8 protein-coding genes and 2 pseudogenes are annotated in these 12,203 nt (G+C 71.8%); 4 read left to right on the top strand and 6 right to left on the bottom strand.

The window, feature by feature from the left end; translation table 11 throughout:
* The 3 genes from ACFWY6_RS21480 to ACFWY6_RS21470 all read left to right on the top strand — a co-directional run.
* Positions 1-692, top strand: a 692-nt coding sequence (locus ACFWY6_RS21480) for a hypothetical protein (RefSeq protein ID WP_384692665.1), incomplete at its 5' end; no start/stop codon positions are given.
* An 85-nt stretch (positions 693-777) separates the two neighbouring features.
* Positions 778-945: an LPFR motif small protein gene (locus ACFWY6_RS21475; RefSeq protein ID WP_361812917.1), complete on the top strand. Its 168-nt coding sequence runs from the start codon at positions 778-780 to the stop codon at positions 943-945.
* Between the two features lie 67 nt (positions 946-1,012).
* Entirely contained in the window at positions 1,013-3,388 is a 2,376-nt protein-coding gene (locus ACFWY6_RS21470) for a Tex family protein (protein WP_384692662.1), read from the top strand.
* A gap of 78 nt (positions 3,389-3,466) precedes the next feature.
* Here ACFWY6_RS21470 and ACFWY6_RS21465 read toward each other — a convergent pair whose 3' ends face one another.
* From ACFWY6_RS21465 to ACFWY6_RS21445, 5 genes and pseudogenes are all read right to left on the bottom strand, one after another.
* Positions 3,467-5,113, bottom strand: a complete 1,647-nt coding sequence (locus ACFWY6_RS21465; RefSeq protein ID WP_384692659.1) for an ABC-F family ATP-binding cassette domain-containing protein — start codon at positions 5,111-5,113, stop codon at positions 3,467-3,469.
* 13 nt (positions 5,114-5,126) lie between these two features.
* Positions 5,127-5,935: pseudogene (locus ACFWY6_RS21460) on the bottom strand (sigma factor).
* A 63-nt stretch (positions 5,936-5,998) separates the two neighbouring features.
* Positions 5,999-6,643, bottom strand: a complete 645-nt coding sequence (locus ACFWY6_RS21455) for a hypothetical protein (RefSeq protein WP_384692657.1) — start codon at positions 6,641-6,643, stop codon at positions 5,999-6,001.
* Between the two features lie 387 nt (positions 6,644-7,030).
* Positions 7,031-8,226: pseudogene (locus tag ACFWY6_RS21450) on the bottom strand (NAD(P)/FAD-dependent oxidoreductase).
* A 132-nt stretch (positions 8,227-8,358) separates the two neighbouring features.
* A complete protein-coding gene (locus tag ACFWY6_RS21445) occupies positions 8,359-9,390 on the bottom strand; it encodes an oxidoreductase (protein WP_384692655.1) in 1,032 nt (343 codons plus the stop codon).
* 66 nt (positions 9,391-9,456) lie between these two features.
* On the opposite strand from ACFWY6_RS21445, the gene ACFWY6_RS21440 reads away from it, so the two are divergent.
* Complete coding sequence (locus ACFWY6_RS21440; protein ID WP_384692652.1) at positions 9,457-10,428, top strand: FAD-dependent oxidoreductase; 972 nt, start codon at positions 9,457-9,459, stop codon at positions 10,426-10,428.
* A 24-nt stretch (positions 10,429-10,452) separates the two neighbouring features.
* On the opposite strand, the gene ACFWY6_RS21435 is transcribed toward ACFWY6_RS21440, so the two are convergent.
* The gene (locus ACFWY6_RS21435) at positions 10,453-12,084 is read right to left on the bottom strand and encodes a BCCT family transporter (RefSeq protein WP_384692670.1); all 1,632 of its coding nucleotides are present in this window, start codon (positions 12,082-12,084) and stop codon (positions 10,453-10,455) included.
* Positions 12,085-12,203 lie beyond the last annotated feature (119 nt).

Raw genomic sequence — 12,203 nt, 5'->3', positions numbered from 1 at the left:
CGGGGTCGTCCCCGCCCGCTTTAAACAACTCCACTCCCGACCTCGGCGCGGAGCCCGGCCCCGGCACGTGGCGCGCCGCACCCCCCGCGCCGTTACCCGCGGCCCGCGCGCGGGCCGTCGACGCGACCCTGCGGCGCCTCCTCGGCGAAGAGGCCATCGCATCGCCGGAGATGGCGGAGGCGGCGGAGCTCGCCCTGCGCGCCGCCGAGGCCTGCTCACGCTCCGGGCGCCCGCTGTACGCCGCGCACGCGGACCTGCCCGTCCCCGAGCAGCCGCACCTCGCGTACTTCCACGCCGCGACGCTGCTGCGCGAGCACCGGGGTGACGGGCATCTGGCCGTCCTCCTGAACGCCGAACTCGACGCGGTGGAGGCCCTGGTGAGCCACACGGCGACCGGCAAGGGCATGACTCCGAAGTGGATCTTCAGCACGCGCGGCTGGACCCAGGAGGACTGGGACGCCGCCGTGGAGCGGCTGCGGGCCCGCGGACTGCTCGACGGCGCGGGCGAGTTGACGGAAGCCGGCGTCGCGCTGCGCGGGGACATCGAGGAGGCCACGGACCGCCTCGACCGCGCGCCGTACGAGCACCTGGGCGCCGCCGGCGTCGAGCGCCTGACGGAGCTGGGGTCGGCGTTCATCGGAGCCGCACTGACGGCGGGCGCGTTCCCGGCGGATCTGCTCGGCAAGGCCTGAGCATGGCCCGTCCCCGCTGAGGTACCCGGACGTCGCGAGGGCCGGCACATTCCGCGCCGGCCCGCGAGACGGAAGGGAAACACCCATGTTCCGTGCGATCGCGGACATCCTGCGTCAGATCGGTGCCACCCTCGCCGCGGTGGTCACACTGCCGTTCCGCGCCCTCGCCCGGCTGTTCGGCGGCGCCTCACGCTCCGGACGGCGGACGGGCCGACGGCCGATGCGACGGCCCGGTCGGGCACGCCGGGTCTGATCCCCCCGCTGTCGGTGCCACCTGCCACAATTGCCCGGCAACCCCAGTGAGAAGGCGGTACCGGAACGTGGCACCTCTGCAGACGTCCACTCCAGCATCCATCGAAAGCAGGATCGCCGAGGAACTCGGTGTACGGGAGCGGCAGGTGAAGGCCGCCGTCGACCTGCTCGACGGCGGTTCGACGGTGCCCTTCATCGCGCGCTACCGCAAGGAAGCGACCGAGATGCTCGACGACGCGCAGCTGCGCACGCTCGAGGAGCGGCTGCGTTATCTGCGGGAGCTCGAGGACCGGCGCGCGGCGATCATCGAATCGGTCCGTGAGCAGGGCAAGCTCACCGACGAGCTCGAGGCGCGGATCCGCGCGGCGGACACCAAGGCGCGCCTCGAGGACATCTACCTGCCGTTCAAGCCGAAGCGGCGCACCAAGGCGCAGATCGCGCGCGAGGCGGGTCTGGAGCCGCTGGCCGACGGCCTGCTCGGCGACCCGTCCGTGGACCCGCATGCGGCGGCCGCCGCGTTCGTCGACGCCGACAAGGGCGTCGCCGACCCGCAGGCCGCCCTGGACGGCGCCCGCGCGATCCTCGCGGAGCGGTTCTCCGAGGACGCCGACCTGATCGGCGAGCTGCGCGAGCGCATGTGGGTGCGCGGCCGGCTCGCCGCGAAGGTCCGCGACGGCAAGGAGGAGGCGGGCGCCAAGTTCGCCGACTACTTCGACTTCGCCGAGCCCTTCAAGGAGCTGCCATCGCACCGCGTCCTCGCGATGCTGCGCGGCGAGAAGGAGGAGGTCCTCGACCTCGTCCTGGAGCCCGAGGAGGCCACGGAGGGCCCGTCTTCGTACGAGGGGATCGTCGCCCACCGCTTCGGCGTCGCGGACCGCGGCCGCCCGGCCGACAAGTGGCTGCAGGACACGGTCCGCTGGTCCTGGCGCACCCGCATCCTCGTGCACCTGGGCATCGACCTGCGCCTTCGCCTGCGCACGGCCGCCGAGGACGAGGCGGTGCGGGTCTTCGCGTCGAACCTGCGCGACCTGCTGCTCGCCGCACCGGCGGGCACGCGCGCGACGCTGGGGCTCGACCCCGGTTTCCGTACGGGTGTGAAGGTGGCCGTCGTCGACGCGACCGGCAAGGTCGTCGCGACGGACGTCATCAACCCGCACGTCCCGGCCAACAAGTGGGACCAGTCCCTGGCCACCCTGGCGAAGCTCGCCAAGGAGCACTCGGTCGACCTGATCGCGATCGGGAACGGCACGGCGTCCCGCGAGACGGACAAGCTCGCCGGTGAACTCATCACCAGGCACCCGGAGTTGAACCTCACCAAGGTGATGGTCTCCGAAGCGGGCGCCTCCGTGTACTCGGCCTCCGCGTTCGCCTCGCAGGAGCTGCCGGACATGGACGTGTCGCTGCGCGGCGCCGTGTCCATCGCACGGCGCCTGCAGGACCCGCTCGCCGAGCTGGTGAAGATCGACCCGAAGTCCATCGGCGTCGGCCAGTACCAGCACGACCTCTCCGAGGTGAAGCTGTCGCGCTCGCTCGACGCGGTCGTCGAGGACTGTGTGAACGGCGTCGGCGTGGACGTGAACACCGCGTCCGCCCCGCTGCTCGCCCGGGTCTCCGGGATCGGCTCGGGCCTCGCCGAGAACATCGTGGCGCACCGCGACGCGAACGGCCCCTTCTCGTCCCGCAAGGGCCTCAAGGACGTGCCGCGGCTCGGCCCCAAGGCGTACGAGCAGTGCGCGGGCTTCCTGCGCATCCGGGGCGGCGACGACCCGCTCGACGCGTCCAGCGTGCACCCCGAGGCGTATCCGGTGGTGCGCAGGATGGCGAAGAAGACGGGCGGCGAGGTCGCCTCGCTCATCGGCGACACAGGGACGCTGCGCTCGCTCAGGGCGGACGAGTTCGTGGACGAGTCCTTCGGTCTGCCGACCGTCACCGACATCATCAAGGAGCTGGAGAAGCCCGGCCGCGACCCGCGCCCGGCCTTCAAGACGGCGACCTTCAAGGACGGCGTCGAGAAGATCTCCGACCTCGCGTCCGGGATGGTCCTGGAGGGTGTCGTCACGAACGTGGCGGCGTTCGGTGCCTTCGTGGACATCGGCGTCCACCAGGACGGACTCGTACATGTGTCCGCGATGTCCAAGACGTTCGTCAAGGACCCGCGGGACGTGGTGAAGCCGGGCGACATCGTCAAGGTGAAGGTGATGGACGTCGACATTCCGCGCAAGCGGATCTCGCTGACGCTGCGCCTGGACGACGAGGCTGCGCCCTCCGGTGGCGAGCAGCCCAAGCGCGGCGGGCGCCCGCCGCAGCAGAGGGGGCAGCGGCCCCCTCGCCAGCAGGGCGGCCAGGGTCAGCGGCAGCAGAAGCGGCAGGGGCCGCCGCCGGCCAATGACGCGATGGCTGACGCGCTGCGGCGGGCCGGGCTTCTGGACCCCAAACAGCGCTGACGTACTTCCCTGCGGGTGGGTGGGTGGTTCGCCGGCCTGGCGGCCGGCGTTTCCCGCCCACCCACCCGATAACCAGCGTCAAGGCGCCGGAAGCTCCAACACCTTCCCGTCGGTCACTTCCAGCCGCCTCGTCACCCGCACCGCGTCCAGCATCCTGCGGTCGTGCGTGACCAGGAGCAGTGTGCCCTCGTAGGACTCCAGGGCCGCCTCCAGCTGCTCGATCGCCGGCAGGTCGAGGTGGTTCGTCGGCTCGTCGAGGACGAGGAGGTTGACGCCTCGCCCTTGCAGGAGTGCGAGCGCCGCGCGGGTGCGTTCGCCCGGGGAGAGGGTGGCCGCCGAGCGCAGGACGTGCCCGGCCTTCAGGCCGAACTTGGCGAGCAGCGTGCGCACTTCGGCGGGCTCGGTGTCCGGCACGGCGGCGCAGAACGCGTCCAGGAGCGACTCGGAGCCGTGGAACAGCGCACGGGCCTGGTCGACCTCGCCGACGAGCACGCCTGAGCCGAGGGCCGCGTGCCCCGCGTCCGTGGGGACGCGGTTCAGCAGGGCGCCGAGCAGCGTCGACTTGCCCGAGCCGTTCGCGCCGGTGATCGCGACGCGGTCCGCCCAGTCGATCTGCAGGGTGACCGGGCCGAGCGTGAAGTCGCCGCGGTGCACCTCCGCGTCGCGGAGTGTGGCGACGACGCTGCCGGAGCGCGGCGCCGACGCGATCTCCATGCGCAGCTCCCACTCCTTGCGGGGCTCCTCGACGACGTCGAGGCGTTCGATCATGCGCTGTGTCTGACGGGCCTTCGCCGCCTGCTTCTCGCTGGCGTCGCTGCGGAAGTTGCGGCCGATCTTGTCGTTGTCGCCCGCCTTGCGCCGGGCGTTCTTGACGCCCTTGTCCATCCAGGACCGCTGCATCTGGGCACGGCCTTCGAGGGCGGACTTCTTGTCGGCGTACTCCTCGAACTCGTCGCGTGCGTGGCGGCGCGCGACGTCCCGCTCCTCCAGATACGCCTCGTAGCCGCCGCCGTAGAGGTTGATCTGCTGCTGGGCCAGGTCGAGTTCGAGGACCTTGGTGACCGTGCGGGTGAGGAACTCGCGGTCGTGGCTGACGACGACCGTGCCGGCCCGCAGTCCTCGTACGAAGCTCTCCAGGCGGTCGAGGCCCGCGAGGTCGAGGTCGTTGGTCGGCTCGTCCAGGAGGAACACGTCGTAGCGGGACAGGAGCAGCGAGGCGAGGCCCGCGCGGGCGGCCTGACCGCCGGAGAGGGAGGTCATGGGCTGGTCGAGGCTGACGCTCAGGCCAAGGGACGCGGCGACCTCGTCGGCCCGCTCGTCCAGGTCGGCGCCGCCGAGCGCCAGCCAGCGCTCCAGGCTCTGCGCGTACGCGTCGTCCGCGCCCGGCGTCCCGTCGACCAGGCCCTGGGTGGCCTCGTCCATCGTCCGCTGGGCCTCGGCGACGCCGGTGCGGCGGGCCAGGAAGGCGCGGATGGACTCACCGGGGCGGCGGTCGGGCTCCTGGGGCAGATGGCCCACGGACGCGCTGGGCGGGGAGAGCCGGAGTTCGCCGGTCTCCGGGGTGTCGAGGCCCGCGAGGAGGCGAAGGAGCGTGGACTTCCCCGCTCCGTTGGCGCCCACCAGGCCGATGACGTCGCCGGGGGCGACGACCAGCTCCAGGGCGGAGAACAGCGAGCGGTCGCCGTGGCCGGCGGCGAGGTTCTTGGCGACGAGGGTTGCGGTCATCAGGGGGTCGAGTTTAGGCGAGACCCGGGGCCGGATCGTCCGGCGCCTGGGGGGACCCGCTGGGCCTTTCCGGCCCACCCGGCCCGCTCGGCCCACCTGGCCCGCTCAGCCCGCTCAGCCCGCTCAACTTCTCCGGGTTGAACTGGAAGCGCATGTTGTGGATCAAGCCGTCGGCCAGGTCGAAGGTCAGACAGCCGCCGATGTAGTCGCCCGCCTTGAACAGGATGCCCAGTTCGCCGTTGATCGTGGCGGGCTCCAGCGTGACGCCCGTCAGCGCGGGCTTCGCCAGGACGCCCAGGAACCAGCGCGCCACATGGTCCGTGCCGTACAGCGGGCGGCGGGCCGCGGTGACCTTGCCGCCGCCGTCGGACCAGGCGGTGACGTCGGGGGCCAGCGTCTCCATGACCGCGTTGAGATCCCCGCCCGAGCAGGCCGCCAGGAACCGTGTGGGAAGACCGCGCGCTCGACCGGGCTGAGCGATTCGAGCACGACGAGCATCGCCGTCGAGACGGTGTCGGCCATCTCGCTCTCCTCCGCGATGTCGGGCGACGTGAGCAGGGATTCGGGGAGCCACGGGCCGATGTAGGTCTCGCGGGTGGCCCGCGCCGAAGTGAGCCGGTTGAGCGACAGGTTGGTGACCGTGCGCACCAGATACGCCTTGGGGTGGCGGACGGCGTCGCGGTCCGCCGAGTTCCAGCTCAGCCAGGCGTCCTGCAGCACGTCCTCGGCATCGGCGACGCTGCCCGGCATCCGGTAGGCCGTGGCGTGCAGCAGCCGCCGGTGCTCGAGGAACGGGTCAAGTGCGGGCGTGGCGTCGGCCATCGGGGCATGCTCCCAGGGTGTCGACGGGGTCCCTAGGCGGACGCGTCCCGCAACGCCCCTTCTTCACTTGCGGAGGCGGGCCGCCCGTACCGCGGTGACCAGGATCCAGAGGATCGCCGTGAAGCGGCCGAGCGGCAGGAGCAGCATGAGCGACTCGCTCACGAAGGTGGCGAGCGAGAGGAGCGCGAGCCCGGCCGACGTCAGGCCGAGGACCGTGGTCCAGCGGGGTGCCGACGTACGGAAGGCGAGGGCGCTCGCACCGACGACGATCCCCAGGAACGGGACGTGGGCGGGGCCGCCCGCCATGAAGGTGAGGTAGTGCAGCGTGTGCAGGGTGTCGCCGCCCGCGTCGAGCACGGGGATGGCGAGGCCGATGAGCGCACAGGCCGCCAGGCCCGCGACGGCGCAGAGGCCGCCGGTCCTCGCGAGTCCCGCCCTCTTGGTCAGCGCCAGGACGAAGGCGGCCAGCGGCACGGCGGACAGCAGCTGCAGGATGCCCATGCCGAGGACGACGCCGCCGTTGTCGGCGAAGTACACCTCCGCCACCTTGTCCGCCTCGAACGGCGACGGGTAGGTGGCACTGCCGGCGAGGCCGGAGAAGACCAGGCTCGCGATGAAGAGGACGGCGAAGCCGACTCCGGTGAGGGCGAGACGGTTGGACGCGGGTGCGGCCACTGTGGCCGGTGCGGGAGAGGTGACGGCAGACATCTGGCTGACTCCTTGATGGGGATGAGGTGTTGGTGACGTTCTGGTGCGGCGGCGACATCACGAGAATCGCGGTTCGCGCCGCGTACCGCGTCGTACGAGGGTCACGACCCGGGCTGCTCCCTACGTCGTATCCGCGGGCCGCGCCCTGCGCTCCGCGGCGTAGTGCACGGGCTCCCGGGCGAGTTCCGCACGGGCCTTGGCGTGCGAGGCGCGGAGCGTGGTGCCGGCCATCAGCACACCGGGGTACGGGACCGTCCGGCGCAGCAGCCAGGCCGGGAGCCGCAGCGGGCGACCGCCGCGGGACCGGCCAGGACGTGATGTCCGGCCGCGGTCAGCGCACCCGTCAGGGGACGGCCGATCGCCCGGTGGCCCGGGCGGGCAGGACCCTCATCGCGCGTTCCGCTCGGGCCGGGTGGCGCGGCCGCCCTTGGAGAGGGAGGCGGACACGGTCATGCGCTTGCTCATGCGGTAGAGCTTCAGCGGGCTGCCGCTGATCATCTCCTTGTAGGCGACGGCGGGCCTGCCGCGCAGGGACCAGCGGCGCGGGGTGTCGTCGGCGTGCGTGAACTGGATGACGGCGTCGCGGCGGCCGAGGCTGACGGGCTGATGGAAGCAGCCGAAACGGAACGGCTCGACGGCCTTGCCGCGCAGCCGGCGGGCCAGCGCGTCCGCGGTGTACGCGGCGACCGGGAGGCCGCTCTGGCAGGTGCCGTGGACCTGCCCCCACGCCTGGCGGACGGCGGCGGCGTCGCCGATCGCGTGGATCTCCGGGTGCGAGGTCGAACGCAGGGTGGCGTCGGCCAGGATGAGGCCACGCCCGTCCACGGCGATTCCGGAGTCCGCCGCGAGCGCCGGGACCCGTACGCCGGTGGTCCGCAGGCATGCGTCGGACGCGATGTGCCGGCCGTCGGCCAACTCGACGCCGTCGGGCAGGACTTTGCTGATCGCGGAGCCGGTGCGCAGGGTGATGCCAAGGCGCTCGAACGCGGCGTGGAGATGGGCAAGCGCCTTCCGGCCCATCATGGTGCCCGGTTCGCCGCGGCTGATCAGCGTGACGCGCAGGCCCGGGGGGCTCTCGGCGATCTCGGTGGCTGCCTCGATGCCGGTGAGGCCGCCGCCGCACACGGCCACGGTGCCGCCGTCCGCCGCCAGGCGGGCGAGCCGGGTGGCGAAGTGGTGTGCCGCGGCAGGGCTGTTCAGGGTCTCGGCATGCTCGTCGGCGCCCGGCACCGCACCGGTGTCGGTGGAGCTGCCAATGGCGTACGCCAGGTTGTCGTAGGGCAGCTCGGCCGCACCCTCGGGCGTCCGTACCGCCACCGTCCGGCCCGCGGTGTCGATGCCCGTCGCCGTGCCCTGCACGAACTCGACGCCCGTGCCCGCCAGGAGCTCGGGGGGATCTGATGGTCCGCCAATTCCTGTCCTGCGACGGCCTGATGCATCCGCAGCCGCTCGGTGAACCGGGCCGACGGATTGACCAGCGTGACGCGGGCGCCGGTACGCCGGGTGCGGCGGGCCAGGCGGATCGCGCACAGCAGGCCCGTGTAGCCGCCGCCGACGATGACGATCCGGGGGTCGGTGCTCATGCGCAACTCCCCTGCTCGTGCCCCGTATTCGGGGGGGGGCGTCGTTTCGGTGACGCCCATGGGACAGACGAGCCCGGCCGCGCGCGACAGGCCAATGATGCGATCCAGGTCACATCTTCAATGAGGTGCGGGCTACCTCCTTATCGGTGCGACCAGGACACTGTCCGTCGTCCGTGCCACCACGAACGACTCCCCCTTCGTCGCCTTGCCGTCCAGTGGGATGCGGTGCGCCCCCGGTTCGAGCACGTCCTCGAAGACCTCGTGGACCTGGGTGCGCGAGAGCCGGTCGAGGCGGTACGCGACGAGCTGGACCCGGCAGGTCGAGGTGATCTCGACGTCAGCCGAGCCGCCCATCGCCGCGAGCCGCGTCAGGCGCCGCTGCTCCGACGGGCTGCGGTCCAGGGCGTGCTCTATCTGCGCCACCAGGAGCGGGATGATCGGGGCGAGGCCGTCGACGTACGCGACCTGGAGTCCCGCCCCTTCGAACGCGGCGCGCACCCCTTCGCGCGTCGCGGCCGGGACCGCGCGGCCGAAGGCCACCGCCCCGTACGTGCGCAGCTCGTCCGGTGGCACGCCCGCCGCGTCCGCGGCGATGTCGGCGCCGACACCGATCGTGCGCAGCGCGGCGGCGAGCTTGGCGAGGACGGCGACGCGCGCCCCGATCAGGAGCACCCGGCGGCGCGCCGCCGGTTCACCGCCGGTGAGCAACTGCCCGAGGGCCTCGCGGTATTCGGCACCGCGGAAGCGGAAGGGCCCTATGCCGTGGTAGCCGTTGAGCTCCAGATCGGCCCGCTCGGCGGTCTGCCAGGCGAAGTCACGCCAGACATAGGCGTCACCGCCGTCCGGCGCCCGCTCGATGACGGCGGTGACCGCCCCGCACTCCAGGCCCTCGCATTCGGGGCATCCGTAGATGACGTGCCGGCCTTCGAGCAGCGGCGCCTCCGTTTCCAGGAGCAGTCCGCGCACATGATGGGTGAAGATCGCGGGTGGTACGTCGGCGGCGAGGGGGGATACGGCATCGAGGTCGGAGAGCTGGAACAGCAGCGGTCGTCCGTTCACGATGAAGTCGACGAAATCCCGGTGGACTTGGTAGTCACCGTTGGCGAGAACTCCACCGGCGCGCATGGCCGGTGCCAGACCGAAGGTCGCGTACTCGGCAGACATGGTGTGAGTATCCCCATCTGAGACGTGATGTGAGCACGGCATGCCGCATTCCGCTACGTTCCTGGGATGGACGAGGCGCGTGACAGCGATGTGATCGTGGTGGGCAGTGGTGTCATCGGTCTGACGACCGCCGTCCTGCTCGCCGAACAAGGGCGCCGGGTACGGGTGTGGTCGCGGGAGCCCGCGGAGCGCACGACCTCGGCGGTCGCGGGCGCGCTGTGGTGGCCCTATCGCATCGAGCCCGCCCGGTCCGTGGGCGACTGGTCGCTCCAGTCCCTGTCCGTGTACGAGGAGTTGGCGGCGCGGGCCGACGAGACCGGCGTACGCATGGTCGATGGCGTACACGGCGAGACGCGGCTGGACGACCTCGGGCCGTGGGCGGCCCGGGTGGCGGGGCTGCGGACCGCGAGCCGTGGCGAGTACGACGGTCCTGGCGTGTGGGCGCGGCTGCCGCTCATCGACATGCCGGTGCATCTGCGGTGGCTGCGCGAGCGTCTCGCGCGGGCGGGCGGGACCGTGGAGGCACGCACGGTGGAGAGCCTCGCCGATCCCCTTGCCGAGGCGCGGTGCGTGGTCAACTGCTCGGGGATCGGGGCGCGGACGCTGGTGCCTGACGCCTCGGTGCGGCCGGTGCGGGGGCAGTTGGTGCTGGTGGAGAACCCCGGGGTGCGGACGTGGTTCGCCTCCGCGGCCGCCACCGCGCACACGTCGACGTACTTCTTTCCGCAGCCGGGCCGGCTCGTGCTCGGCGGCACGGCGCAGGAGGACGACTGGTCGTTGGAGCCGGATCCCGCGGTGGCCGATGCGATCGTGAAGCGGTGCGCGCAGGTGCGGCCCGAGATCGCGGGGGCGCGGGTGCTCGGCCACCGGGTGGGGCTGCGGCCCGCACGCCCCGCGGTGCGGATCGAGCGTGAACTCCGCGGTGACGGCCGGGTGTTGGTGCACAACTACGGCCATGGGGGCGCCGGGGTCACGGTGGCGTGGGGATGTGCCCAGGAGGCGGCGCGTCTCGCGGACGGGACGGCCGCCTCCTCGTGAGCGGATCAGCCTGAACGGAAAGGGTCAGCCGGACTTGACCGGGTTCCCCTCGGACGCCGAGTCGCCGCCGCCCTCGATCGGGCCGATCCGGATCTCGAAGTCGCCGTCGTACTGCTCGTGACCCGCGATCACGGCCTTCTCGACGGCTTCCGTGCCGTGCTCGCCCCGCACGATCAGCGGGTCGTGGCGCAGGTCCCGCATCAGCGCCACACACATCCCGATCATCACCAGGGTGAAGGGCGCCGCGACAAGGATCGTCAGATTCCGTAGCCCGGTGAGTGCGTCGTCCGAGCCGTCACCGATGAGCAGCATGATCGCGGCGACGGCGCCGGTGACCATGCCCCAGAACACGACGACGAGCTTGCCCGGTTCGAGCGCGCCCTTCTGGGAGAGCGTGCCCATCACGATCGAGGCCGCGTCGGCACCCGAGACGAAGAAGATGCCCACCAGGATCATCACGAGCAGGCTCGTGGCCGTGGCGATCGGGTACTCGTGCAGGAGGCCGAACAGCTGGGACTCCGGGGTGTCCTGGCCCTCCAGGCCGCCGCGGTCCTTGACCGTCATCGCGCTGCCGCCGAAGACGGCGAACCAGATGAGGCTGACCGTGCTGGGGACGAGAATGACGCCGCCGACGAACTGACGGATCGTACGACCCCTGCTGATCCTGGCGATGAACATGCCGACGAAGGGCGTCCAGGAGATCCACCAGGCCCAGTAGAAGACCGTCCAGCCGCTCAGCCACTCCGCGACGCTCTTGCCGCTCGATGCCTCGGTGCGGCCCATGAGCTGCGGGAGGTCGTCGAGGTAGGCGCCGAGCGAGGTCGGCAGCATGTCCAGCATGATGACGGTGGGGCCCGCGATGAAGACGAACACCACGAGGAGCCCCGCGAGCACCATGTTGATGTTGGAGAGCCACTGGACGCCCTTCTCCACACCGGAGACGGCGGACGCCACGAAGGCCAGGCTCAGCACGGCGATGATGGTGACGAGCAGACCCGTGCCCGCGTCGTCCATCCAGTCGAGGACCTCGACACCGCTCCCGATCTGCAGCGCGCCGAGACCCAGCGACGCGGCGGAGCCGAAGAGCGTCGCGAGGATGGCCAGGATGTCGATGACCCTGCCCCAGGTGCCCTTGGAGTGCTTCTCACCGATGAGGGGCGTGAACACGGCGCTGATGGTCTGCCGCCGGCGACGCCGGAACGTGCTGTACGCGATCGCCAGACCCACCACCGCGTAGATCGCCCACGGGTGGAGCGTCCAGTGGAAGAGGGTGGTGGCCATGGCGGTTTCCATCGCCGCGGCGGAGTCGGCGGGATCCGTGCCCGGCGGGGGCGTGGTGAAGTGGGCGAGCGGCTCACTCACGCCGTAGAACATCAGGCCGATGCCCATGCCGGCGCTGAACATCATGGCGACCCAGGAAACGGTCCTGAACTCCGGCTCCTCGCCCTCCTTGCCGAGGGTGATCTTCCCGTACCGGCTGATCGCCAGCCAGAGCGCGAAGACCACGAAGCCGCTCGCGGTCAGCATGAAGAACCAACCGCCGTTGGTCATCAGGCCGTTGAGCATGTCCGTGGAGACTTCCTCCAGGGAGTCCGTCGCCACGGCGCCCCAGACCACGAAGGCCAGGGTGAGCACGGCGGTCACACCGAACACGATCCGGTCGGTCTGTGGAGACCGGCCCCCGGGGGGGGGGGGGCGCGGGCGGGGCGCGCCCCCCCCCCCCCCCGGGGGGGAGGGGGGTGGGTGACGCGGCCCCGGGAGAGTAAAAAAAAAAA

The organism is Streptomyces sp. NPDC059037 (assembly GCF_042740015.1).
Taxonomy (GTDB): Bacteria; Actinomycetota; Actinomycetes; order Streptomycetales; family Streptomycetaceae; genus Streptomyces.
Note: the sequence above shows the minus strand (reverse complement) of the source record. Positions and strands in the feature narration are given on the sequence as shown.